Source organism: Streptomyces sp. NPDC002057 (assembly GCF_040296665.1).
Taxonomy (GTDB): Bacteria; Actinomycetota; Actinomycetes; order Streptomycetales; family Streptomycetaceae; genus Streptomyces.
In genome coordinates this window covers 1-24,152 of sequence record NZ_JBEOXR010000059.1, presented here as the reverse complement: position 1 = coordinate 24,152, position 24,152 = coordinate 1, and the positions used below count along the sequence as shown (strand labels likewise).

Here is a 24,152-nt window from a genome sequence, read left to right as displayed (position 1 = left end):
CCGGGCAAGGCCCTGCGTGTCGGCGCCGCCGTCCGGCACGGCCCGGCCGGGTCCGAGGACCGACCAGCCCGAGGCGAGCCCCCTCTCCTCACTCCTGGGCCGCCGGCCGGGCCGGCCCGCCGTCATGGCCGACGACAAGGACGGCCGCGTCGTCCTCGTGCCCCACCGTGGCCGCCAGCTTCATGACGGCGGTGGCGAGCGCGTCGACGTCCAGCCCGGCGACGGCGGTGATCCCGGCGAGCCGGGTCACCCGGTCCAGACCCTCGTCGACGTGGAGCGAGGGCCCCTCCACCACCCCGTCGGTCAGGAGGACGAAGACACCGTCGGCGGTGAGCCGGTGGCGCGTGGTCGGGTAGTCGACGCCGTGCAGCACACCGAGCGGGGGCCCGCCCTCGCTGTCGTCGATCCCGGAGCTACCGTCGGTGGTGGCCCAGATGTAGGGGATGTGGCCGGCCCGGGCGCACTCCAGGGTGCCGGCGGCAGGGTCGAGCCGCAGGAAGGTGCAGGTGGCGAAGAGGTCGGCGCCCAGAGAGACGAGCAGGTCGTTGGTGCGGCCGAGCAGCTCGCCCGGGTCTCCGGTGACGGAGGCCAGCGCGCGCAGCGCCACGCGGACCTGTCCCATGAAGGCGGCGGCCTCGATGTTGTGTCCCTGCACGTCACCGATGGACATGCCGATCCGCCCGCCGGGCAGGGAGAAGGCGTCGTACCAGTCACCGCCGACGTTGAGCCCGTGGTTGGCGGGCTCATAGCGGACGGCCAGCCGGGCGCCCGGAAAGCTGGGCAGGTCCGAGGGCAGCATGCCGCGCTGCAGGGCCACGGCGAACTCGACACGGGAGCGCTGCGTCTCGGCCAACTCCCGCGCCCTGGCGGTCAGCGATCCGAGCCGGACCAGAAGGTCCTCGCTGTTGTCGGCCGGCCGTCTGCGAAACATCGATCACTCCGACGCCACGACAATCCTCGCATCACTCCGTCCCGTCTCCAGCACGCGGGACCACACGGGACCACCTCGGTACGAACAGGTCCTCCCTACTCTGCCCGGAGGGGACGGCGTCCGCATCTCATCGGCACGCACGCGGCATCCGCGCGAGCGCGCCGCGGAGGGGACGCGCGGGCGATGTCCGAGGCGACTCCTAGGCTGGGGCCGTGACAGCCGACAACGACAGGCCGCTGGCCGTCTTCGACCTCGACAACACCCTCGCCGCGACCGCACACCGCCAGCACTTCCTGGAGCGGCGCCCCAAGGACTGGGACGCCTTCTTCGCCGCGGCGCCCGACGATCCGCCGCTCGCCGAGGGGATCGCGCTGTGCCGGGAGGCGGCCGAGGAGTGCGACGTCGTCTACCTCACCGGGCGTCCGGAGCGCTGCCGTCGGGACACCCTGGCCTGGCTGGCCGGGCAGGGGCTGCCGGAGGGGCCGGTCCACATGCGTCGCAACCGGGACTTCCGGCCGGCCCGGGTGACCAAGGTGGAGATCCTGCGCCGGCTCGCCGCCGACCGGGCGGTCAGGATGCTCGTCGACGACGACCTGTTGGTGTGCGACGCGGCGGAGGCGGCCGGGTTCAGGGTCGTACGGGCCCTGTGGGCGACCCCGTCGGAGGAGCTGAGGGACGCCCAGGAGAAGGAGGGCCGGACCTGAGTCCGCGTACGACGGCGGCCTCGCGAGGCCGGGGAATCCGGCCACACGCGGCCGCGTGCGGTGCGGCCGGTGAACCCGACCGCGTACGGCCGAAGCGGCGACGCCGGCCCTGCCGTGTGTCCTCGGGCCTCGTCCTCGGCCGTGTCCTCGGAGGTCGCCCCCTGCCCGTGACTCAGGCCTCGTCCTCCAGGCGGAATCCGACCTTCAGGCCGACCTGGTAGTGCTCGATCGCGCCGTCGACGATGTGGCCGCGGACCTGGGTCACCTCGAACCAGTCGAGGCCCCTCAGGGTCTGCGCGGCGCGCTTGATGCCGTTGCCGATGGCCTCGTCGACGCCCTCGGTGGACGTGCCGACGATCTCGGTGACGCGGTAGGTGTGGTTCGACATGGGGGCCGGGCTCCTCTCGTTGGGTTCCTCCACCGTGCCCCAGGGCTCGGCGGCGCGCGACACGGCGGCGGCCGGGCGGCCGACGAACCCACCGTCCCGGCGCCGACCAAAAGCGACTGACGGGTAGTTACCGAAGGTAACGGAATAGATGGTGCGTCCGGGGCGCGGACCGGGATGGTCAAGGACTTGACCATCCCGTTGGTCCAGACCAGAATCCAGGCCACATACCCGCGCGAACACCCCGTTCGGTCCCCCCATGTCGGGTCAGCCCCCCATGCGCACGACCCTGTGCTGAACCGCAGAAGGTGACCCACGTGAAGAACCGCCATCTCGCCTGTCCTCTGGCAGCAGTCACCGCGCTCGCCCTCGCCGGCTGCGGGATGCTGCCCGGCGGAGGCGGCAGCAAGACCGTCAGCATCTGGCTCATGCGGGACAGCGTCAGCGAGGACTTCCTCAACCGCTTCACCGAGGCCTACGAGGAGGAGCACGACGGCGTCGACCTCCAGGTCACCATCCAGGAGTGGACCGGCATCGGGAAGAAGGTCACCGAGGCGATCCAGGGCTCCGGCGGACCCGACGTCATCGAGGTCGGCAACACCCAGGTCGCCCAGTACGCCGACACCGAGAAGCTCTACGACCTCACCCTGGAGTCGGTCCGCGACCTCGGCAGCGAGGACTGGCTGCCCGGTCTCGCCGAGCCCGGCAGCATCGGCGGATCCCAGTACGGCATCCCCTGGTACGCGGCCAACCGCATCGTCATCTACAACAAGGACCTCTTCGCCGACGCCGGCATCGACAAGCCCCCGGCCACCCGCGCCGAGTGGCTCGCCGACACCGAGAAGCTCAACAGCAACGGCTCCCAGGGCATCTACCTCGCCGGACAGGACTGGTACACCCTCGCCGGCTTCATCTGGGACGAGGGCGGGGAACTCGCCACCGACAAGGGCGGCGCGTGGACCGGCGCGCTGGAGAGCCCGGCGGCCCGGCGCGGCATGGCCTACTACAAGGAGCTCCAGTCCCTCGGCTCGGGACCGAAGGACGCCGACGAGCAGAACCCGCCGCAGGCCGACGTCTTCGCCAAAGGCGACGTGGCCCAGCTGATCGCCGTGCCCGGCGCCGTCGCCGCGATCCTCAAGGCCAACCCGGGCCTCAAGGACAAGCTCGGCTACTTCCCCATACCCGGCGCCAAGGCCGGCCAGCCCTGCGCCGTCTTCACCGGCGGCTCCGACCTCATCATCCCGGAGAACGCCCCCCAGCGCGGGGCCGCCCTCGACGTCGTCAAGGCGCTCGCCGGCGAGAAGTGGCAGACCGAACTCGCCCGCACCATGGGCTACGTGCCCAACAAGAAGGGCCTCGCCTCCGTGGTCGCCGGCCAGGAGGCCACCGCCGTCATGGCCAAGGGCGCCGCGCGCGGCCGGGCCACCCCCAACTCCCCGCAGTGGGCCGACGTCGAGGCCGACAACCCCATCAAGCCCTACATGACGGCCGTCCTCCAGGGCGAGGACCCCCTGAAGGCCGCCAAGGAGGCCTCGACCGCCATCACGGACACCCTCGCCGAATAGCATTCAGCGCCTCCACACCCGCGAGTCCCCGGACGGTCATGTCGAATCCAGCCGGTCACGGAAGAAGTAAGGAGCAGGGCCACCGCTCACGGCCCGGCCCCGCCCCTTTCTTTTCCGTACGCCGGAGGAGCCCGACATGGCCGCACCGACCCCCACGCTCGCCGTCCCCGCCCCGCCGCAGGTCCCCGCCCAGCCCCAGGCCCTCGCCGTCCCCCAGCCCCTCGCCGCCCCCCGGCCCCCGGCCGAGGAGCCCACGCCCCGGTACGTCGTCGGTCTCGCCCGCGACATGGAGGACGTCCGCGCCGCCCAGCGGCTGCGCCACCAGGTCTTCGCCGGCGAGCTCGGCGCCCGGCTCGACGGACCCGAGCCCGGCCTCGACTCCGACGCCTTCGACGCGTACTGCGACCACCTCCTCGTACGGGAGGAGACCACCGGCGAGATCGTCGGCACCTACCGCCTCCTGCCGCCCGACCGGGCCGCCGTCGCGGGGCGCCTCTACTCCGAGAGCGAGTTCGACCTCACCCGGCTCGCCCCCGTCCGCCACGACCTGGTGGAGGTCGGCCGCTCCTGCGTCCACCCCGCCCACCGCAACGGCGCCGTCATCGCCCTCATCTGGGCCGGACTCGCCCGCTACATGACGAGCACCGGCCACAACTGGCTCGCCGGCTGCTGCTCCCTGCCGCTCGCCGACGGAGGCACCCTCGCCGCCGCCACCTGGGACACCGTCAAGACCAAGCACCTCGCACCCGAGGAGTACTGGGTCACCCCGCACCGGCTGTGGAACTCCGAGGGCGTCGCCCGCCCCGAGGGCCGCACCGAACTCCCGCCGCTGCTCCGCGGCTACCTCCGGCTCGGTGCCTGGGTCTGCGGCGCCCCCGCGCACGACCCCGACTTCGGCGTCGCCGACCTCTACGTCCTGCTCTCCCTGCGCCGGACCAACCCGCGCTACCTCAAGCACTTCCTCTCGCTCGCCCCGGCGCGGTGAACGGGACCACGGCCCCGTCGCCGTGGCTCCCCACGGCGCCCTGCACCCCGGGCCGCTGCGCCGCCCACCCCGAAGCCGCCCACCCCGTGCCCGGTCACCGTCCTCCCGGGGCGGCCGACGCGGCCGGATCCGTCCGCGCCGTGGCCCGGCTGACCGCGGGCCTCGCCACCGTCGTCCTCGGCGTCCTCCTCGCCCCCGCCACGGGCCTGCTCCCGGCCGCCGTCCGGATCGCCCTCGTCCGGCACTGGCTGCGCGCGGTGGTCCGCGCCTTCGGCGTCCACGTCCGGTACGAGGGCGAGCCGGGAGGCGGCCCGCTCCTCGTCGTCGCCAACCACGTCTCCTGGCTCGACATACCGCTGATAGCGACCGTGCTGCCCGGCCGGATGGTCGCCAAGTCGGAGGTGCGCCGCTGGCCCGTCCTCGGCACCGTCGCCGCGCTCGGCGGCACCCTCTTCATCGACCGGGACGGGCTCAGGGCCCTGCCCGGCACCGTCCGCTCGATGACCGGGGTGCTCGCCGGCGGCGGCCGGGTGATCGTCTTCCCCGAGGGCTCGACCTGGTGCGGACGGGCCGGGGGACGGTTCCGGCCGGCCGCGTTCCAGGCCGCCCTCGACGCCGGCTGCGCCGTGCAGCCGGTACGGATCGACTACCGGCCCACCGGAGCCGCCGCGTACGTCGGGGACGACCCGCTCGGCTCCTCCCTGTGGCGGGTCGTCACCACCCGCCGGCCCACCGCCGTCGTACGCCTCCGCGAACCCCTGCCCGCGGCCCGGCACCCGGACCGGCGCGTCCTCGCGGCAGCCGCTCAGCGGGCCGTCGCGAGCGACAGCGCGAACCTTCCCCCGCTGTCGGTCCACCAGCGGTCCAGGTCGAGGCCGGCCTCCGCCAGCTCGGCCCGTACGCCCGCCTGACGGAACTTCGCGGACACCTCCGTCCGCATCTCCTCGCCCGCCGCGAAGGGCACCACGAGATCCAGCTCGGGGATCTTCACGGTGAGCGCGCGGCGGGCCCGCAGCCGCATCTCGATCCACTCCCGCTCGCGGTCCCAGACCGCCACGTGGTCGAAGGCGTCCGGATCGAAGTCGGCGCCCAGCTCCCGGTCGATCACCGACAGCACGTTCTTGTTGAAGGCGGCCGTCACCCCGGCCGCGTCGTCGTAGGCGGCCGTGAGCGTCGCCTCGTCCTTCACCAGGTCCGTGCCGAGCAGCAGGGCGTCGCCCGGCGTGAGCATCGCCCGCACCGAGCGCAGGAAGGTGCTCCGCTCGACCGGGAGCAGATTGCCGATCGTGCCGCCGAGGAAGGCCACCAGACGAGGGCCCGGCGTCCCCGGCAGCGCGAGCCCCCGGGTGAAGTCGGCGACCAGCGCGTGCACCCGCAGCTCCGGCCGCTCGGCGAGCAGCGACTCGGCCGCCCCGGTCAGCGCGGACTCGCTGACGTCCACCGGCACATAGCTGTCAAGACCCGGGAGCAGGGCGTCGATCAGGAACCGGGTCTTCTCCGAGGAACCGGAACCCAGCTCCACCAGGGTCCTGGCCCCGGTGGCGGCGGCGATCTCCGGAGCCCGCTCCACCAGGATCTCCCGCTCGGCCCGCGTCGGGTAGTACTCGGGCAGCCGGGTGATCTCCTCGAAGAGGTCGCTGCCCCGGGCGTCGTAGAACCACTTCGGCGGCAGCTCCTTGGGGGAGCGGTTGAGTCCGTGGAGGACGTCGGCGCGCAGATCGGCGCCGGCGGCGTCCGCGGCGAGGGTGCGGGTCAGCTGGAACGGGCTCACGCGGAGGGCTCCTTGAGCGGGGTGAGGGTGACGTCGGCGCGGGTGGCGGTCACGAGCGTGCGCTCGGGGACCTCCCGCCAGCGCGGATCGTCGTCGTACGGTTCGGAGGCCACGACCACCCGGTCGGGACCCGTCAGGTACCAGAGGCTGTTGTCCCAGGCGGTCGCCGCGATCAGCGAGCCGTCGGTGAGCAGCAGGTTCAGCCGGGAGCCGGGGGCCGCCCCGGCGGCCTCCCGCACCGTGTCGGCCAGGGCGGGGCCCGGCGCGTCGCCGGACCGCAGCCGGTGCAGGACGAGCGCCCAGAGCAGCGCCGAATCGGTGCGGGCCTCGACGCGGAGGAGTTCCCCGGCCGACAGCGTCGCGGCGAGCGGCTCCAGGGAGCCGGGCCAGCCCTCGACCGCGCCGTTGTGGCTGAACAGCCAGGACCCGGCGGCGAACGGCGCGGCCGCCGCCTCCCCGTCGGCGCCCGGCAGCGTGGCGCCCCGGACCGCCGCGAGCAGCGCCCCGGAGCGCACCACCCGGGCGAGGTCCGCGAAGGACAGGTCGCCCCAGATGGGGGCCGCCCGCCGGTAGCGCGCGGGGACCGGATCGCCCTCCGCGTACCAGCCCACCCCGAAGCCGTCGGCGTTCACCACACCGCTGCTCTGCGTCCGTGGCTCCCAGGACTGCCGCAGCAGGCCGTGCTCCGGCCTCACCAGCAGCTCCCCGAGCGCCACCGGCTCGCCGAGGAAGGCGACGTGACGGCACATCAGTCCAGCTCCGCGGTGCGCGCCGTGCGGAAGCCGGAGAAGATCTGGCGCCGCACCGGCAGGTCCCAGTTGCGGAAGGTGCCCCGGCAGGCGACCGCGTCCACCGCGAACGACCCGCCCCGCAGCACCTTGTGCTCCGGACCGAAGAACACCTCCGAGTACTCCTTGTACGGGAAGGCCGTGAAGCCCGGATACGGCAGGAAGTCGCTCGCCGTCCACTCCCACACGTCACCGATCAGCTGCCGTACGCCGAGCGGCGAGGCGCCCTCCGGATAGCTGCCCGCCGCCGCCGGACGCAGGTGCCGCTGGCCCAGGTTGGCGTGCGCGGGCCCCGGGTCGGCGTCGCCCCACGGATAGCGCCGCGAGCGCCCGGACACCGGGTCGTACCGGGCGGCCTTCTCCCACTCCGCCTCGGTCGGCAGCCGCCGGCCCGCCCAGCGGGCGTAGGCGTCCGCCTCGTACCAGCTCACGTGCACGACCGGCTCGTCCTCGGGGACCGGCTCCGTCACCCCGAACCGGCGGCGCAGCCACTGGGCGCCGTCCCGGCGCCAGAACAGCGGCGCCGCGATGCCGTGCTCCCTGATCTGCGCCCAGCCCTCGGGCCGCCACCAGCGCCGGTCCGTGTAGCCGCCCTCGGCCATGAAGGCCAGATAGGCGCCGTTGGTGACCGGAGTGGTGTCGATGCGGAAGGCGGGCACGGTCCGGGGGTGCGCCGGGCGCTCGTTGTCGAGGGCCCACGGCTCGTCCGAGGTGCCCATCGTGAACGGGCCTCCGGGGACGAGGACGTCGGCGGGCAGCGGACCGGTCCGCGGAGCCGGCGGCGGGGGAGCGGTCAGCGCGACCGGCCCCCTCCGCAGCTGATGGGTGATCAGCATCGTCTCGTCGTGCTGCTGTTCGTGCTGCGCGATCATGCCGAACGCGAAGCCGGCGTCGAGGAGCGGCCGCCCCTCGAACCGGGCACCCTCCAGCACGTCCAGGACCCGGAGCCGTACGTCCGCCGCGTAGGCGCGGGCCTCGCCCGGCGCGAGCAGCGGCAGCGACGGACGGCTGGCCCGCGAGTGCTCGAAGGCGTCGTACAGCGAGTCGATCTCGGGCCGCAGCGCCTCCTGCCCCGCGACGGCCCGCCACAGCCACTGCTCCTCCTGGTTTCCGATGTGCGCCAGGTCCCAGACCAGCGGTGACATCAAGGGGGAGTGCTGGGCGGTGAGTTCACCGTCCTCGACGCAGGAGGTCAGCAGCGCCGTACGGTCCCGCGCGACGGTCAGCGCCTCCAGGGCCCGCAGGCGCAGGGCCTCCGGATCGTTCCGGGGTCCCGTCTCCGTCGTCGTCATGACGTCACCGCCTCGAAGTCGTCGGCCGGGCAGCTCCCGGGGAGCACGTACCGCTCCTGGTACGCGGCGACCGCCCGCCGCACCTCGTCGCTCGCCCCGATCCGGGGCAGCGCCTCCAGGGCGGCCGAGAAGACGGCGCGCGCCGCGGCGTGCAGCTCGGGGTCGGCGAGGCCGTCCCGGGCCGCCGCGACCCAGAGCGGATTGCGCGGCGCGGGACCCGGCCCGTCGCGCTCGGCGAGCGGCTTGACCGCCCGGTACACGGTCTCGGCCGCCTCCGGGTCGTCGAACACCGCCGTCGTCACCGCCACCGGAACCATCCAGCCGTCCGGACCGGGCTGCGCGTCGACCATCCGCAGCTCCAGATGACCGCGCGGACGCACCGGCGGGAAGAGCGTCGTCATGTGGTACCGCAGGTCGTCGGCGTCGGCGGGCCGGGGGAGGCCCGTGCGCAGCCAGTCGCGGAAGGTCAGCCCCTCCGGCACCGGCCACGGCCCCTCCTCCATCCGTACGCACATCACCGGGGTGTCCAGGACGTGCGCCGCCCACCGCGCGCGAGGCTCTCCGTCCCGCGGGGGCGCGAGGGCCCGCAGCGGATCGAGATCCGCCCACAGGGACTGCCGCGTCGAGCGCCAGCCCGTGCGCCGGCCGCCGTGCAGCGGGGAGTTGGCGAAGGCCGCCACGAGCACCGCGCCCACGAGATGGGCGAGCTGCCAGCGCCGGTGGTAGCCCAGCGGACCGGGCTCCTCGAGGCCGGCGTCGAGACAGATCTGCACCGAGGCCGACTCGCGCATCATCGCCCGCCCGGCCGGGCCCGTCCGGTCGAGCGCAGCCTCCATCGCGTCGTACCGCGGCTCGTGGAGCACCCGGCCGCGCGGCGCGTGCCAGGGGTCCACCCCGTATCCGCTGAGGGTCAGACCGAGCCGGCCGAGCGCCGATCGCACCGCCCGAAGATCGGTGGCGAGCGAGTCGAGGCACTCCATGAGCGATCCGGCCGGGCGCGAGCTGAGCTCCAGCTGCCCACCGGGTTCGAAGGTGAGGGACGACACCAGCGGCAGGGACCGCACGGTGTCCAGGGCTGCCGCGAGCCTCGGCGTCCGCACGGGGACGCGGGGGTCACGCAGCTCGTGGACGAGCCACTCCAGCTCTACCCCGACGGTACGGGGCGGGCCGGTCTTGAAGCAGATACATCGCAGCAGGTCCTCCGCCTCCCTCACGGTGAGAGGGGGGCCGCCACGCGGTATGCCGCTCGACGACATCCGTGCACCTCCTGGTCATCGGGACTGCTCCCGGAGAGTCGCTGTCTCCACCTAAAGCCACTGCCGAGCGGCGTGCAAGAGCGCCCCCGGCCCGCCGGACGCGCCCCCCGTGCACCCGCTCGACCGAAACGGCCTGCTTCACCGGCTGCCCGCGAAAGCCGGCACGGAACCCCGGGACCCGGCGTCATGGCCGGGAAAACCCGTTGTCCCGGCCGAGACGGGACGATCATCCTGAGCCCATGAGTGCACGACTGCGCGCGATCGCGCGGCAGACCGAGGAGATCGTGGCCGCGGGCCGCTACCGGGCGCCGGACGGCCGGACCGTCTCGCTCACCGAGGACCTGACCGCCGCCCTGGCCGGAACCCGACTCCACGGCCCCGAACCCGTCACGGTCACCCCCGACACCGACCGGACGCCCACCCTCGACGTCACCGGCGAGAGCAGCCTGGAAGCCGCCCGCAGGATGACCCGCGCCGACGCGGACCGTCCGGTCGCCGTCCTGAACTTCGCCTCCGCGCGCAACCCCGGCGGCGGCTACCTCAACGGCGCCCAGGCCCAGGAGGAGGCCCTCTGCCGGTCCTCCGCCCTCCACACCACCCTGCTCCGCGCCCCCGCCTACTACGCCCACCACCGCGAGGAACGGGACGCCTTCTACACCGACCGGGTCATCCACTCGCCCCGCGTACCCGTCTTCCGCGACGACCGCGGCGCCCTCCTCGCCGAACCCTTCACCGTCGGCTTCCTCACCTCGCCCGCCCCCAACGCGGGCGTCGTGCGCCGCCGCACCCCCGACCGCGTCGGCGACCTGCCCGCCGCCCTCGCCGCCCGTGCCGAACGGGTCCTGGAGACGGCCGCCGCGTCGGGCTACCGCCGGCTCGTGCTCGGCGCCTGGGGCTGCGGCGTCTTCCAGAACGACCCGGAGCAGGTCGCAGCCGCTTTCACGGCGCTGCTCACCGGGGACGGACGCTTCGCCGGCCACTTCGAGGAGGTCGTCTTCTCCGTCCTGGACCGCGCCAAGGGCACACCCACCCTGGCCGCCTTCGCCCGGGTCGTCGGGGCGCCCGCCGCCTGACATGCGGCCCCCGCACCCCCGTGACAGGCTGAGGAGATACGGACCATCGTCCGAAACTCCGCACGGGAGGCACCATCGTGGGCAAGAAACAGACCCGGACGAACCGGGGAGCCCGTACCGGCGGCCATGAGCACCGCACCGAGGCGGCAACGAAGGAACAGAGCACGGCGGTTCCCCGGCCGGAGCCCTCGATGCCGCTCGTGGAGCACTCCTCGCACCGCAAGGAACGGAAGTTCGGCCACAACTGAGCCGAGCGGGGGACGGGGTCGACAGGGATACGCGGAAGGGGCCCGGCGCCGTCACGGCGCCGGGCCCCTCCCTCACCCTCACCGCCGGGTCCGCTACTCCTTGTCGCCGACCGTGATCTCGACGCTCGCCTCCGCCACCCGGGGCGCCGGCGGCACCCCGGTGCCGAGCCGCTCCTGAGCGCCCGGGTTCATCGTGGAGAGCAGCTGCCGGGCCAGACCGAGCCCGGTCCCGCCCATGGTCAGCGCCTTGGCGAAGACGTCCGCCATACCGTCGGCGCCGTTCAGGAGCACCATCTGGTCCACGTTCCCGAACGCCGACGCGCCCGCCGAGACGATCTCGGGCCACTTCTCGGCCAGCTGCTGGGCGACCACGGCCTCCTGGTTCTCCGCCAGCGCCGCCGCGCGGGCCTTGATCGCCTCGGCCTCCGCCAGGCCCTTCGCCCGGGTCGCCTCGGCGACCGCGAGCCCCTTCGCGTGCTGCGCCGCCGCCTCCGCCTCACCCGTGAGCCGGGTCGCGGTGGCCAGGGCCGCGCTCGCCAGCTCCGTCTCCTTCGCCTCGGCCTCGGCCGCCGAGATCCGGGCGTCGCGTTCGGCCGCGGCCAGCGTCCGGGTCTCGTACGCCATCGCGTCGGCCGGCTTGCGGACCTCCGCCTGGAGCTGCTGCTCCTTGCGGTGTCCCTCCAGCTCGGCGACCCGGGTCTCCTGGACCACGACCTCCTGGCGCGAGGCGGCCTCGGCCAGCGGACCGGCCTGCCGGGCCCGCGCGGAGGCCTGGTCCCGCTCGGCCTGGTAGCCCGCCTGAAGGATCTCGCTGTCGCGGGTCGCCTCCGACATGCGCGCCGCGGCCTGCTGTTCGGCCTCGGTCGCCCGCCGGTTGGCCTCGGCCTGCGCGATGCGCGCGTCCCGCGTGACGGCGGCCGCGTGCGGGGCGGCCAGGTTCTTGATGTACCCGGTCGGGTCCTCGATCTCGTGGATCTGCAGGGAGTCGACGATCAGGCCGAGCTTCTCCATCTCCGTGCCACAGGCCGAACGGGCCTGCCCGGTCAGCTTCTCCCGGTCACGGATCATGTCCTCCACGGTCAACCCGCCGACGATGGCGCGGAGATGACCGGCGAAGACGATGTGCACCCGCTCCGACATCAGCTTCTGCTGGTCGAGGAAGCGGCGCGCGGCGTTGGCGATCGACACGAAGTCGTCACCGACCTTGAAGATCACCACACCGCGGACCTTGAGCGGAATGCCCTGGTGGGTGACGCACTCGACGGACAGCTGGGTCTCGTTGAGGTCGAGCGAGAGCTTGCGGACCGCCTGGACGCCGGGCAGCACGAGCGTGCCGCGGCCGGTGACGATGCGGAACCCCATGCCCGCGCCGAGAGCCTCGTTCTTGTGGTTGGAACCGGAGATGATGAGCGCCTCGTTGGGTTCCGCGACGCGCCACATCATTTTGAACACCGCGATGAGAACGATGAAGGCGCCGACGACGACGCCCGCCAGGATGCCGATGCCCATGGGCCAGATCCCCCTTCACCGGAGCCGACGTGGATCCGGTGAGGGGAGTGTGCGCCTGTGACGGGCGCCACTCAACGGTTCCGTCAACTGTCGTACGCGGCTGTGACATAGACGGTGCGTGGAGGGAGATGTTCCATGACCATCACGACCGTTCCGACATCGATCCGTTCCTTCGGCGAGGCCGGATGGGCGAGGAAGTGCTCGGCACCGCCCCGGATCCGGACGATCACCTCACCGACGAGACCGGGCCCGACGGTGCCCGTCACCCGGCCGAGCAGTCCCACCATCGAGGAGTCCATCGACGCGTCGTCCATGTCTGAACGGTACGTCAGATCCAGCCGTCCAGAGCGGAGATGAACCCGTCGAAGTCGTCCCGGTGGATCGTGTGCCCCGACCTGGCCACCGTACGGACGGTGAATCCGCGCTCCTCCAGCATCCGGGCGGCGTCGGGCGGGACCAGCGTGCTCGGGTCGGCGCGGGTGACCAGGGAGGGGACGGTCGCGCGGGCCGGCCACAGGTCGGCCCCCACGAACTCCTCCAGGCCGTAGGCCGATCGCTCGTCCCAGAGGCGTACCGACTCCATCTCGGTGTCGAGGTCCTCGTCCGTCCAGTCCGGGTTGAAGCTCCTGATCTGCTTCCTGGTCAGCGACTTGCCCCGGACGAAGAGCTCGGCCCGGTAGCCGGCGGGGCCCGCGCCCAGGTGCCACGCCGGGTCGGAGTAGACCGCGCGGACCGGCTTCAGCCGCTCCAGGGCGTGGGCCAGGACGAGCCCGCCGAGCGAGTGCCCGACGGCCAACTCGGCTCCGACCGGGAGGGTTTCGACGAGATCGTCGGCGTAGTCCTCCGGCCGGTACTCCTCCGGCCCGGCGGCCCGCCCGCTCACCCCGTGCCCCCGCAGGTCCACCGCGAGCACCCGGTAGCCGCGCTCCGCCAGCGCCGGTCCGACCCGCCGCCACGTGCGGTGGTCGGCCATGATGCCGTGGACGAGGAGGGCGATCCGGTCACCGGATCCCCAGGTGGTGGTGTGCAGGCGCACGGTGCCGCCTCTCTGACGGGGGTCTGCGGGCGCCGACGGGGTCAGCGCACGCTGCGGATGGGGCGCACGGCGAGCGCGCCGAGTACCGACAGTACGGCCGCGATCAGGAACAGCGCCGTGTACCCGCCACTCAGGGAGACGACGAGCGAGGCCACGAAGGGGGCGACGATCTGCGGGCCCGCGTTGGCGACGTTGAGGACGCCCATGTCACGGGCGGCGTCCTCGGCCTTCGGCAGCACCATGGTCACCAGGGCGGTGTCGACGGCCATGTAGCAGCCGAAGCCGAGTCCGTTGACGACGGCGAAGGCCAGCATCGCCGTCCAGCTCGTCGAGACGGCCGGGATGAGCAGGGCCGCGGCGGCGAGCGCCGCCGAGGCGCCGACGAAGAGCTTGCGCCGGTCGAACCGGTCCGAGAGCCAGCCGCCGAGCACGGTGGAGACCACCATGGCGACCGAGGTGAGCGGCATGAGGATCGCCACCGCCTCCTCGGGGCTCAGCCCGGCGGGCAGGTCCGTGTGGTCCTTGAGGATGTACAGCTGGAATCCGGCCACCGCGAAATAGCCGAGGACCAGCAGGGCGCGGCCGATGAAGGCCCAGCGGAAGTCGTGGTCCTTCAGGGCGCTGCCGAACGCCGCGATCTGCTCCCGCACCGGCAGCGGGGCCCGGGCCGGCATGCGCTGCTCGCGGGCGCAGGTGGTGAACAGCACGGCGGTGGCCGCGAGGATCGCGCCGAAGACGAGGTAGCCGGTGCGGTAGTCCTCGGAGAAGGCGGCGCCGACGAGGGCGCCGATCGTCGAGCCGACGGGCAGCCCGAGCCCGACGGCCGCCGAGGCCTTGCCGCGGGCGGCCAGCGGCACCCGGTCGGGCACCACGGAGGTCAGGGCCGCCTGGTAGACGTTCATGACGGCCTGCCCCAGGCACCAGGCGATGGTGACGAGCAGGATCGTGTGGACGCTGCCGAGGAGCAGCATCACGGGGACGGCGAGCAGGCCGCCGGCGAGGATCCACGGGTTGCGGCGGCCCGAGCGGTCCGAGAGGGCGCCCGCGACGGGGTTGAAGACGGTCGCGAAGATCGCGGATATGCCGGAGACGAGGCCGAAGTTCGCCACCTTGCCGGCGGGGTCGATCTCCTCGATCTGGAGGGCGAGGAGCATGCCGGGGACGCCGATGTACAAGGCGTACATCGCGGTGTTCCCGGCGAGGAGCAGGGGAAGCAGGCCGCGCGTCGGCCGGGCGGCGGCGGGGGAGCCGGGCGTGCGGGAGGCGGTGCCGGGTCCGGAGGGGGATACGGACGGGGTGCCGGGTCCGGAGGGGGAGGCGGTGCCGGATCCGGACGGGGTGCCGGGGTCGGATCCGGTGCCGGATCCCGAATCGGAGCCGGTCTCGGGGGAGGAAAGGGCCACGGTGCCCTCCTGGGGAAGATCGCCCGACGAGGGGGCGAGAAGCGGAACGAGCGGGAGGTGTTTACACGTGTCAGTGACACGTGTGAGCATTGTGTAGCACTCGATTCCGGCCATCCGCCAGACCCCGTGCCGGATTGTTCTGGAAAGATGCCGAAGCGATGAGCCAGCCAACCGAACAGACCCCCGGACGCCCCACCGGGCGCACGGTCCCGACCAGCGCCGACGTCGCCCGCCTCGCGGGCGTCTCCCGTGCCACCGTCTCGTACGTCCTGAACAACACCTCGGCCGTCCGCATCAGCGAGCCCACCCGCCGCCGGGTGCGCGAAGCGGCCGAGGAGCTCGGGTACGTGCCCCACGCCGCCGCCCGCAGCCTGCGCGCCGGGCACAGCCGGATGGTGCTGCTGCCCACCTCCCACGTCCCCGTCGGCCCGCTGTACAGCCAGTTCTTCAACGACTTCCAGTGGGCCCTGCGGCGCCTCGACTACACGGTGGTCCAGTACGGCAGCGTCGGCCTGGAGGCCGAGGAGGCCGCCCGCGCCTGGGCCGAGCTCCGGCCCGTGGCCGTGGTCTCGCTCGGCGAGGTCCGGCTCACCGGCCAGGGCGTGGAGATCCTCAAGCGGTCCGGGGCGCGGGCCGTGATCACCCTCGGCACCCAGGAGGTGGAGGGAGCCCACGCGCTCGTCATGGACCAGGGCCGGGTGGGCGAGGTGGCCACCGCCCACCTCGTGGAGAGCGGCCGGCGCCGGATCGGCGTCGTCATCCCCGAGGAGCCGGGCCTCGCGATGTTCTCCGGCCCCCGGCTCGACGGCGCCCGGCGCGCGGTCGAGGGCACGGACGCCACCGTCGTCTCCCTGCCCCTGCGGTACGAGGAGGAGTCGGCGCACGCGCTCGCGGCCCGCTGGCGCGAGCTGGGCCTCGACGGGGTCTTCGCCTACAACGACGAGTACGCGATGCTCCTGATGCGGGCGCTCCAGGACGCGGGTGTCGCCGTGCCGGCGGAGACCGCCGTCGTCGGCGCCGACGACCTGCTCCTCGGCCGGCTCCTGCGGCCCCGGCTCAGCACCGTACAGATCGACATGGTCCTCGGCCGCGAGCTGGCGGAGCTGGTCGACCGGGCCGTGCGGGAACCGGAGACCCCGCCCCGCAGCCGTGAGCTGCTCGCCTCGCGGGTCGTCCGGCGGGAGTCCAGCTGAACGCTTAGCGTCGGGTGCATGAGCACAGTTCCGAAGCGTTTCGAGATCCTGCTGGTCCCCTCGCACGTCCTGGACCGGGGCGACGCCTCCGTGACGGACAGCGCTGTCCGTTCGGCGGTCGTCGAGGCCACCGGGCGGCAGGGCGAGTCGGGCTACCCGATCTACGAGGGGCACGGTCTCCGGGCCGACATCGACCCGGAGACGCGGACGGTCGAGGCACTGCTCGTCGACGGGCGCGAGCTCGACTACGGCCTGACGGCCCTGGTCCGGCCGGCGGCCCGCGCCTGACCCGGGGCCGGCCTGACCCGGGGCCGGCCTGAGCGGGGGTCGGCCTGAGCGGGGGTCGGCCTGACCCGTGGCCGGCCCGAGCGGGGGTCGGCCTGACCCGGGGCCGGCCCGAGCGGGGGTCGGCCTGACCCGGGGCCGCCCCGCCGCCCTCCCCTTCCCTCCCCGTGCCCGCCCCTTTGCCCCGCTCCGCGCCCGCCCCTCCGCCCCTCCCCGCACCCGCCCCTCCGTCCCGCTCCGCGCCCCTCCCCGTCCCGTGGCCCGAAGGGGCCCGTTGACACGGCGGGCACCGGGACGGAGACTCTGCGCGCGCACCCGAGCCCGGCCCCCGGGGCCGCGCGCTCGGGCGAAAGCCTTTTCACCGGGCGGACAGAGTCGTTCCGAAGGTCACGTGGGAGAGAACCGATGAGCATCCGCGACGTCTACATCGTCGACGCCGTCCGCACCCCGATCGGGAAGTTCGGGGGCGCCCTCGCCCCGGTCCGCCCCGACGACCTCGCGGCGCACGTCGTCCGGGCCCTCGTGGACCGCTCGCCCGCGCTCGACCCGGCGCGCGTCGACGACGTCTACTTCGGCGACGCCAACGGCGCGGGCGAGGACAACCGCGACGTGGCGCGGATGGCCGTCCTGCTCGCCGGGCTGCCCGTCTCGGTCCCCGGCGTCACCGTCAACCGCCTCTGCGGCTCCGGCCTCGAAGCGGTGATCCAGGCGGCCCGCGCCGTCGCCCTCGGCGACGCCTCCGTGGCCATCGCCGGCGGCGTCGAGTCGATGTCCCGCGCCCCCTGGGTCCTGCAGAAGCCCGAGCGGGCCTTCCCGGCCGGTCACCAGCAGCTCCACTCGACGACCCTCGGCTGGCGCATGACCAACCCGCGCATGCCCGCCGAGTGGACGGTCGCGCTCGGCGAGGGCGCGGAGCTGATCGCCGACAAGCACGCTCTCACCCGGGAGCAGCAGGACGCCTTCGCCCTCGCCAGTCACCGCAAGGCCGCGGAGGCCTGGGCGAAGGGGCTGTACGACGACGAGGTCGTGCCCTACCCGGGCGTGGAGCTCGGCCGCGACGAGTGCATCCGCGACTCCACCTCCATGGAGGCCCTCGCCAAGCTGAAGCCCTCCTTCCGCACCGAGGGCGGCACCGTGACGGCCGGCAACTCCTCGCCGCTCAACGACGGTGCCGCGGCCCTGCTCCTCGTCGACGAGGAAGGGCTGCGCGAGACCGGCCGGGAGCCGCTCGCCCGGATCCGCGCCTCCGCCGTGACCGGCATCGAGCCCCAGCTCTTCGGCCTCGGCCCGGTCGAGGCGGTCCGGCGCGCGCTGGAGAAGGCCGGACGCTCCTTCGTCGACCTGCGGACGTTCGAGCTCAACGAGGCCTTCGCCGCGCAGTCGCTCGGCTGCCTCGCGGAATGGCCGGAACTCGACCCCGAGATCGTGAACCCGCGCGGCGGAGCGGTCGCCATCGGCCACCCGCTCGGAGCCTCGGGCGCCCGGCTCGCCGGGTCGGTGGCGCACCAGCTGGCGGCCGCGGGCTCGGGCACGGGCCTCGCCGCCCTCTGCATCGGCGTCGGCCAGGGCATCGCGCTGGTCCTGGAACGCTGAGCCGACCGTCCGCCGCCGGACCGCCACGTCGCCGGCTCACCACACCGCCGCCGAGTCCGTCCCGGACATGACGCGAGGGGGGTACGGGAGAGACTCCCGTACCCCCCTCGCGGACGGTCACTGCCCCGGGGACTCCTTGGAGTCCTCGATGGACTTGCGGACCTCGTCCATGTCGAGCTTGCGCGCCTGGCCGATGACGTCCTCCAGGGCGGTCTCCGGCAGCGCGCCGGGCTGCGCGAACACGGCCACGTTGTCGCGGACGATCATCAGCGTCGGGATCGAGCGGATCTCGAACGCCGCCGCCAGCTCCTGCTGCGCCTCGGTGTCCACCTTGGCGAAGACCAGGTCCTGGTGACGCTCCGAGGCGGCCTCGTAGACCGGGCCGAACTGACGGCAGGGACCGCACCAGGAAGCCCAGAAGTCGATCAGGACGAACTCGTTGCCGCTGACGACCTCGTCGAAGTTGTCCTTGGTGAGCTCTACGGTGCTCATGCTTTCCTGCCTTTCGGGGTCTCCTGGCGGTGTCCTCACGGTCCCCTGGGGACTCGCCCGGCACAACGGCGTATCGAGCCGCGCTATTCCGCGCCGCTGCCGCCAGACTGGGACCCATGACACGAACGGTGGAAGACGGGCGCGAGCACGAGTACGACGTGGTGGTCCTGGGCGCGGGTCCGGTGGGCGAGAACGTCGTCGACCGGGTGCGGGCCGCCGGCCTCAGCGCCGCGATCGTCGAGAGCGAGCTGATCGGCGGCGAGTGCTCGTACTGGGCCTGCATGCCCAGCAAGGCGCTCCTGCGCCCCGTGCTCGCCCGCTCCGACGCCCGGAAGGTCGCGGGCCTGCGCGAGTCGGTCTACGGACCGCTCGACGCCCTGGAGGTCTTCGCCCACCGGGACGAGGTCGTCGGTGACTGGCAGGACGACGGCCAGGTGGACTGGCTGGACTCGATCGGCGTACGGGTCTTCCGGGGCCACGGCCGCCTCCTCGGGGAGCGCCGGGTCGAGGTCACGGGCCCCGAGGGCGAGCGCCATGTCCTCACCGCCCGGCACGCGGTGGCCGTCTGCACCGGCAGCCGCGCCGTCCTCCCCGACCTGCCCGGCCTGGCCGGGGCGCGGCCCTGGACCAGCCGTGAGGCGACCAGCTCCGACCGGGTGCCCGGGCGGCTGGTCGTGGTCGGCGGGGGAGTGGTGGGCGTGGAGATGGCGACCGCCTGGCACGCCCTCGGCTCGAAGGTCACGATGCTCGTACGGGGCGGGGGCCTGCTGCCCCGGATGGAACCCTTCGTCGGTGAGCACGTGGCCGAGGGCCTCACCGCGCGCGGCGCGGAGATCCGTACCGGCGTCTCCGTCAGCGCGGTGGTGCGCGACGGGGGTACGGGGCCGGTCACCGTGGTCCTGGAGGGCGGCGACCACGTCGAGGGCGACCAGGTGCTCTTCGCGACCGGCCGGGCCCCGCGCACCGAGGACATCGGCCTGGAGAAGGTCGGTCTGAAGCCGGGCTCGTGGCTCGACGTCGACGACAGCCTGCGGGTGACCGGAAGCGACTGGCTCTACGCCGTCGGGGACGTCAACCACCGCGCGCTCCTGACCCACCAGGGCAAGTACCAGGCCCGGATCGCCGGCGCCGCGATCGCCGCCCGGGCCCGGGCCGCCGAGCCGCTGGACGAGGGGAGTTGGGGCGCGCACGCGGCCACCGCCGACCACGCGGCCGTACCGCAGGTGGTGTTCAGCGACCCCGAGGCGGCCGCCGTCGGTCTGTCGCTCGCCGAGGCGGAGCGGGCCGGGTACCGGGCCCGGGCCGTGGACCTCGACATGCGCCAGGTCGCCGGGGCCGGACTCTACGCCCAGGGCTACCGGGGGCACGCCCGGATGGTCGTCGACCTCGACCGCGAGGTCGTCCTCGGCGCCACCTTCGTCGGCCCGGGCATCGGCGAGTTGGTCCACTCGGCGACGGTCGCCGTCGTCGGCGAGGTCCCGATCGCCCGCCTGTGGCACGCCGTCCCGTCGTACCCGACGCTGAGCGAGGCGTGGCTCCGCCTGCTGGAGGCGTACCGGGGCTGACCCGCGCCCGGCGGGCCGGGCCCCCGTCAGTCGGCGGGCCCGCCTCCCGTCAGTCGGCGGTTACGGCCGGGGTGTCGTCGGTCCCGGGGCCGTACGGCGTGATGAGTGCCCGGGTCGCCGAGCGTGCCACCTCCAGGGCCGGCCGGGTGTCACGGCCGGAGTGCTGGCCCAGGACGACCCGGGTGCTCAACCCGTCGAGCAGGGCGAGGAGTTCGGAGGCGCGGGCGGCGGCGTCGAGGGGGGCGAAGCGCCGCCGCGCGACCCCCGCCGCGAGCAGCGTCTCCAGGTCGTCCTGCCAGCCCCGGTCCAGCTCCTCCTGCGCCTCGCCGAGGGCGCTGTTGCCGGGAGTGCGGGCCCACAGCTCGATCCACAGGGTCCAGCGCGGATCCCGCGGGCCGCGCGGCAGATAGAGCCGGACGAACCCGTCGAGCTTGCGCTCGGCCGTGACCCGCCGTGACAGGAGCGCGCGGCGCTCCTCTGTGAGCGCCGCCTCGCTCCAGCGGAGGGCGGCGAGCAGCAGCAGGTCCTTGCTGCCGAAGTAGTACAGGATGTGGCCGCCGCTCGTGCCGAGCCGCTCGGCGAGCGCCGACATGGTGAGGGAGGCGAGGCCGTCCTCGGCGATCGCCGCCATGGCCTCTTCGAGCATCCGCTCCTGGGTGACGTGCCCGTCCCGTCGTCGTGCCGCCCCCGCCGTCGCCGCTGCCACCGTCACACTCCCCGTCCTGCCGTTTCCGCGAACCGATCGCCAGGTCGACCTTAATCGCAACCTCCGTAGGTCTTGACGTGGCCTGAACCCATCGCACATCTTGAATGGCATTCAAAGAGTTAGAACGGCGTTCAAGACAGGAGTGCGGTGTGCTCGGACACGAGACGGCGCCCGTGACCACGGGACCCACAGGGACCACGGGCCGGGACGAGGTGTTCCAGGTCGAGGAGCACGGGATCGACCCCATCCCCGACGCCGAACGGCACGGCGGCGCGAAAGACGTCTTCTGGCTCTGGTTCGGGTCGAACCTCACCTTCACCTACGTCATCAACGGCTCCCTCGCCGTCGCCTTCGGGCTCTCCTTCTGGCAGGCCATCGCCGTCGTCGTGATCAGCGGGCTCTCCTTCCTCGCCATCGGCGCGGCCGGACTCAGCGGTGTGCGCACCGGCACCGCCACCCTCGTCATCTCCCGCGCCGCCTTCGGCCCGCGCGGCAACTGGCCCGCCGGCCTGCTGAACTGGATCGTCAGCATCGGCTACACCATCGTGAACACCGTGGTGGGCACCCTCGCCCTCGAAACCTTCTTCGCCGACCTCGGCTGGAGCGGCGGATCGGCCGCCCGGGCCCTGGCCCTCGGCGTCACCCTCGCGCTGACCTTCGCCGTCGCCCTCTGGGGCCACGCCACCGTCCAGTTCGCCGAACGCTGGATGGCGTACGTCCTCGCCGCCGGCTTCGGCGTCCTGCTCGTCCTCGTGCTGCCCGGCGCCGACACCTCCGCCCCCTCCGCCGCGCCCGGCGCCTCGGGGTGGAGCCTCGCCTTCGTCGTGATGCTCGCGGGCCCCTTCTCGTACCTCCCGATGCCCGCCGACTACACCCGCTATCTGCCGCGTACGACCACCCTCAAGGCCGTGACCTGGAGCGGAGCCCTCGGTGGCTTCGTCTCCTCCGTCGCCCTGGGCGTCGCGGGAGTGGCCGCCGCGACCCAGGTCGACATGACCGACGCCGTCGCCGGCACCGAGAGCCTGCTCCCCGGCTGGTTCCAGCCCCTCTTCCTCGCCCTGGTCCTCGGCGGGTCCGTCACCAACTCGATCATCACGCTCTACTCGTCGAGCCTGAACCTCCAGGTCCTCGGCATCCCCTGGAGCCGGGCCCGCGCCATCGTCATCAGCGCCGCCGTCACAGCCCTCGGCTCCCTCGGCGCCCTCTTCCTCACCGACTTCACCACCTCGCTCCTCTCCTTCCTCTCCCTCCTGATCATCGTCTTCGCCCCCTGGGGCGGGGTCTTCCTCGCCGACATGGTGCTCCGCCGCTGCACGTACGACTCCGCCGGACTGCACACGCCCGCCGGCGGCGCCTACTGGTACCGCTCCGGCTGGCACCCGGCCGGTGTGACCGCGCTCCTCGCGGGCCTCCTCTTCTCCGCGCTCACCTGCGACTCGGAGCTGTGGACCGGCCCGCTCGTCGCCCTCCTCGGCGGCGCGGACCTCACCCTGCTCGGCGCGGCGGTCTCGGCCCTGGTGTACGTGCTCCTCGCACGCCGCACCGTGGCGCCGGTGCGCGCCTGAGACCCACCCGAACCCTCCTCGCACACCCCTCGCAGTACGTACGTCATGGAGTCACCCCGCATGAACGGCACCACCCCTTCCCCCGCCCCCGCCGACCTCCTCCTCACCGGCGCCCGGATCCACACCGTCGACCCCGCGCTGCCCGAGGCCCAGGCCCTCGCCGTCCGCGCGGGCCGGATCGTCTGGATCGGCTCCGACGCCGACGCGGCGGCCTGGACCGGGCCCGGCACCCGGGTGCTCGACGCCGCCGGCCGGCTCGTCCTCCCCGGCTTCGTCGACGCCCACAACCACGTCCGCCTCGGCTCCGACGACGCCTGCGTCCAGCTCGCCGGGGCCCGCACCCTCGACGAGATCCACGACCGCGTCCGCGCCTGGCACACCGCCCACCCGGACGCCGAGTGGATCGAGGCCGAGGCCTTCGACTACTCCGCCGTCCCCGGCGGACGGATGCCCACCGCCGCCGACCTCGACCCGGCCACCGGCGACACCCCCGCCCTCGTCCTCAGCTACGACGTCCACACCGCCTGGCTCAACACCGCCGCCCTCCGCCGGCTCGGCGTCGACCGCGACCACACCGACCTCCCCTTCGGACGGGCCGTCACCGACCCCACGACCGGTGAGCCCACCGGGTTCGTCAAGGACTTCGCCATCAAGGGGCTCTCCCGCGAGGGCCACCGCGCCCTGCGCGAACTCGGCCTCCCCTGGGCCTCGCCCGACCGGCAGTACGGCAGGCTCGCCAAGAGCCTCGACGACGCCATCGGCTTCGGCATCACGACCGTCGTCGAACCCCAGAACTCCCTCGACGACCTCGCCCTCTTCCAGCGCGCCCGGGGCGAGGGGCGGCTCCGCTCCCGGATCGTCGCCGCGCTCTTCCACCCGCGCGGCACCACCGACGCCGACCTGGACGAGTTCCGGGCCGCCGCGGAGGAGTTCTCCGACGACCGGCTGCGGGTCGGCCCGCTCAAGCTGTACATCGACGACGTCGTGGAACCCCGTACCGCCGCCCTCCTGGAACCGTACGCGGGCTGCTCCCACCACCGCGGCGACACCTTCTACCCGCCCGAGGAGTTCGCCGACCTGCTCACCCACCTCGACGCGCGCGGCTTCCAGTGCTTCGTCCACGCCACCGGCGACCGGGGCATCCGGACCGTTCTCGACGCCGTCGAGCGGGCCCGCTCCGTGAACGGGCCGCGCGACGCCCGCCACCAGGTCGTCCACGTCGAGTGCCTCGACCCGGCCGACACCCCGCGCTTCGCCGCCCTCGGCGTCGTCGCCTGCATGCAGCCCCGGCACGCCGCCCCGGACATCGCGGGACCCGGCCAGGACTGGGCCGAGAACGTCGGCCCCGACCGCTGGCACAAGGCCTGGCCGCTGCGCAGCCTGCACGCCGCCGGGGCGGTCCTCGCCCTCTCCAGCGACTGGAACGTCGCCGAGATGGACCCCATGGTGGGCATCCACGCCGCCGTCACCCGCCGCCCGCCCGGCGGCGGCGAGGCGTGGACGGCGGGGGAGACGATCGACGTCGCCACCGCGGTCGAGGGCTACACGATGGGCTCGGCGTACGCCAACTTCCTGGAGCACGAGCGGGGCTCGCTGACGGTGGGCAAGCTGGCCGACTTCGTCGTCCTCTCCCGCGACATCCTGCGCGTCGCCCCCGAGGAGATCCCGGGCACGGTGGCCGAGACGGTCGTGGTGGGCGGCGAGGTGGTGGTCGAGCGCTGAACCCGGGCGAAGCCCCCGGCGGCCCACCGCGGTGGGGCGCCGGGGGCGGGGCGGTCAGAGCCGGTCGAGGACCTCGCGCAGGGCG

At 73.7% G+C, this 24,152-nt stretch carries 24 protein-coding genes; 12 read left to right on the top strand and 12 right to left on the bottom strand.

Annotated features, from left to right (window positions below):
- Positions 1-88 precede the first annotated feature (88 nt).
- A complete protein-coding gene (locus ABT129_RS32355; protein ID WP_351908742.1) occupies positions 89-931 on the bottom strand; it encodes a PP2C family protein-serine/threonine phosphatase in 843 nt (280 codons plus the stop codon).
- Between the two features lie 212 nt (positions 932-1,143).
- On the opposite strand from ABT129_RS32355, the gene ABT129_RS32350 reads away from it, so the two are divergent.
- Positions 1,144-1,635, top strand: a complete 492-nt coding sequence (locus tag ABT129_RS32350) for a phosphatase domain-containing protein (protein ID WP_351908740.1) — start codon at positions 1,144-1,146, stop codon at positions 1,633-1,635.
- 172 nt (positions 1,636-1,807) lie between these two features.
- Here the strand turns inward: ABT129_RS32350 and ABT129_RS32345 are convergent, their stop codons facing one another.
- Entirely contained in the window at positions 1,808-2,023 is a 216-nt protein-coding gene (locus ABT129_RS32345) for a dodecin (protein WP_351908738.1), read from the bottom strand.
- A 314-nt stretch (positions 2,024-2,337) separates the two neighbouring features.
- Between ABT129_RS32345 and ABT129_RS32340 the strand changes: the two genes are divergently transcribed.
- From ABT129_RS32340 to ABT129_RS32330, 3 genes are all read left to right on the top strand, one after another.
- On the top strand, positions 2,338-3,585 hold the full coding sequence (locus tag ABT129_RS32340) for an extracellular solute-binding protein (protein WP_351908736.1): 1,248 nt from the start codon (positions 2,338-2,340) through the stop codon (positions 3,583-3,585).
- A gap of 136 nt (positions 3,586-3,721) precedes the next feature.
- Entirely contained in the window at positions 3,722-4,570 is an 849-nt protein-coding gene (locus ABT129_RS32335) for a GNAT family N-acetyltransferase (RefSeq protein ID WP_351908734.1), read from the top strand.
- Positions 4,567-5,481: a lysophospholipid acyltransferase family protein gene (locus ABT129_RS32330; protein WP_351908732.1), complete on the top strand. Its 915-nt coding sequence runs from the start codon at positions 4,567-4,569 to the stop codon at positions 5,479-5,481. Before ABT129_RS32335 ends, ABT129_RS32330 begins: the two co-directional genes overlap by 4 nt.
- On the opposite strand, the gene egtD is transcribed toward ABT129_RS32330, so the two are convergent.
- Genes egtD through egtA form a run of 4 tightly spaced genes read right to left on the bottom strand, consistent with a single transcriptional unit; the run spans position 5,376 to position 9,677 of the window.
- Entirely contained in the window at positions 5,376-6,341 is a 966-nt protein-coding gene (gene egtD / locus ABT129_RS32325) for an L-histidine N(alpha)-methyltransferase (protein WP_351908730.1), read from the bottom strand. The two genes, ABT129_RS32330 and egtD, sit on opposite strands and share 106 nt — an antisense overlap.
- The gene (gene egtC / locus ABT129_RS32320) at positions 6,338-7,090 is read right to left on the bottom strand and encodes an ergothioneine biosynthesis protein EgtC (protein WP_351908728.1); all 753 of its coding nucleotides are present in this window, start codon (positions 7,088-7,090) and stop codon (positions 6,338-6,340) included. Before egtC ends, egtD begins: the two co-directional genes overlap by 4 nt.
- Positions 7,090-8,421 (bottom strand): ergothioneine biosynthesis protein EgtB, encoded by a 1,332-nt coding sequence (gene egtB / locus ABT129_RS32315; protein ID WP_351908726.1) that lies wholly within the window; start codon positions 8,419-8,421, stop codon positions 7,090-7,092. Before egtB ends, egtC begins: the two co-directional genes overlap by 1 nt.
- Positions 8,418-9,677: an ergothioneine biosynthesis glutamate--cysteine ligase EgtA gene (egtA, locus tag ABT129_RS32310; RefSeq protein WP_351908724.1), complete on the bottom strand. Its 1,260-nt coding sequence runs from the start codon at positions 9,675-9,677 to the stop codon at positions 8,418-8,420. The genes egtB and egtA overlap by 4 nt, the downstream gene beginning before the upstream one ends.
- Before the next feature lie 239 nt (positions 9,678-9,916).
- Between egtA and ABT129_RS32305 the strand changes: the two genes are divergently transcribed.
- Entirely contained in the window at positions 9,917-10,750 is an 834-nt protein-coding gene (locus ABT129_RS32305) for a TIGR02452 family protein (RefSeq protein WP_351908722.1), read from the top strand.
- Positions 10,751-10,827: 77 nt separating this feature from the next.
- Positions 10,828-10,998, top strand: coding sequence for a hypothetical protein (locus ABT129_RS32300; RefSeq protein WP_351908720.1), 171 nt, complete (start codon positions 10,828-10,830; stop codon positions 10,996-10,998).
- A gap of 93 nt (positions 10,999-11,091) precedes the next feature.
- Here the strand turns inward: ABT129_RS32300 and ABT129_RS32295 are convergent, their stop codons facing one another.
- From ABT129_RS32295 to ABT129_RS32280, 4 genes are all read right to left on the bottom strand, one after another.
- Positions 11,092-12,507 carry a flotillin family protein gene (locus ABT129_RS32295; RefSeq protein ID WP_351908718.1) on the bottom strand — a complete coding sequence of 472 codons (1,416 nt, stop codon included), beginning with the start codon at positions 12,505-12,507 and terminating at the stop codon, positions 11,092-11,094.
- 83 nt (positions 12,508-12,590) lie between these two features.
- The gene (locus tag ABT129_RS32290; protein ID WP_502981975.1) at positions 12,591-12,794 is read right to left on the bottom strand and encodes an NfeD C-terminal domain-containing protein; all 204 of its coding nucleotides are present in this window, start codon (positions 12,792-12,794) and stop codon (positions 12,591-12,593) included.
- 41 nt (positions 12,795-12,835) lie between these two features.
- Entirely contained in the window at positions 12,836-13,543 is a 708-nt protein-coding gene (locus ABT129_RS32285; protein WP_351908715.1) for an alpha/beta fold hydrolase, read from the bottom strand.
- A gap of 41 nt (positions 13,544-13,584) precedes the next feature.
- Positions 13,585-14,946 carry an MFS transporter gene (locus ABT129_RS32280; protein WP_351908713.1) on the bottom strand — a complete coding sequence of 454 codons (1,362 nt, stop codon included), beginning with the start codon at positions 14,944-14,946 and terminating at the stop codon, positions 13,585-13,587.
- 158 nt (positions 14,947-15,104) lie between these two features.
- Here ABT129_RS32280 and ABT129_RS32275 point away from each other — a divergent pair, with 158 nt between their 5' ends.
- From ABT129_RS32275 to ABT129_RS32265, 3 genes are all read left to right on the top strand, one after another.
- Complete coding sequence (locus ABT129_RS32275; protein ID WP_351908711.1) at positions 15,105-16,139, top strand: LacI family DNA-binding transcriptional regulator; 1,035 nt, start codon at positions 15,105-15,107, stop codon at positions 16,137-16,139.
- An 18-nt stretch (positions 16,140-16,157) separates the two neighbouring features.
- The gene (locus ABT129_RS32270) at positions 16,158-16,427 is read left to right on the top strand and encodes a hypothetical protein (RefSeq protein ID WP_351908709.1); all 270 of its coding nucleotides are present in this window, start codon (positions 16,158-16,160) and stop codon (positions 16,425-16,427) included.
- 402 nt (positions 16,428-16,829) lie between these two features.
- Entirely contained in the window at positions 16,830-18,017 is a 1,188-nt protein-coding gene (locus ABT129_RS32265; RefSeq protein WP_351908707.1) for a thiolase family protein, read from the top strand.
- Between the two features lie 117 nt (positions 18,018-18,134).
- On the opposite strand, the gene trxA is transcribed toward ABT129_RS32265, so the two are convergent.
- Positions 18,135-18,509 (bottom strand): thioredoxin, encoded by a 375-nt coding sequence (gene trxA, locus ABT129_RS32260; RefSeq protein WP_351908705.1) that lies wholly within the window; start codon positions 18,507-18,509, stop codon positions 18,135-18,137.
- Between the two features lie 116 nt (positions 18,510-18,625).
- Between trxA and ABT129_RS32255 the strand changes: the two genes are divergently transcribed.
- Positions 18,626-20,074, top strand: coding sequence for a dihydrolipoyl dehydrogenase family protein (locus tag ABT129_RS32255; protein ID WP_351908703.1), 1,449 nt, complete (start codon positions 18,626-18,628; stop codon positions 20,072-20,074).
- A gap of 49 nt (positions 20,075-20,123) precedes the next feature.
- Here the strand turns inward: ABT129_RS32255 and ABT129_RS32250 are convergent, their stop codons facing one another.
- The gene (locus ABT129_RS32250) at positions 20,124-20,720 is read right to left on the bottom strand and encodes a TetR/AcrR family transcriptional regulator (protein ID WP_351908788.1); all 597 of its coding nucleotides are present in this window, start codon (positions 20,718-20,720) and stop codon (positions 20,124-20,126) included.
- A gap of 209 nt (positions 20,721-20,929) precedes the next feature.
- Here ABT129_RS32250 and ABT129_RS32245 point away from each other — a divergent pair, with 209 nt between their 5' ends.
- Complete coding sequence (locus ABT129_RS32245; protein ID WP_351908701.1) at positions 20,930-22,345, top strand: purine-cytosine permease family protein; 1,416 nt, start codon at positions 20,930-20,932, stop codon at positions 22,343-22,345.
- A 60-nt stretch (positions 22,346-22,405) separates the two neighbouring features.
- Positions 22,406-24,067, top strand: a complete 1,662-nt coding sequence (locus tag ABT129_RS32240; RefSeq protein ID WP_351908699.1) for an amidohydrolase — start codon at positions 22,406-22,408, stop codon at positions 24,065-24,067.
- The last annotated feature ends 85 nt before the right edge of the window (positions 24,068-24,152 follow it).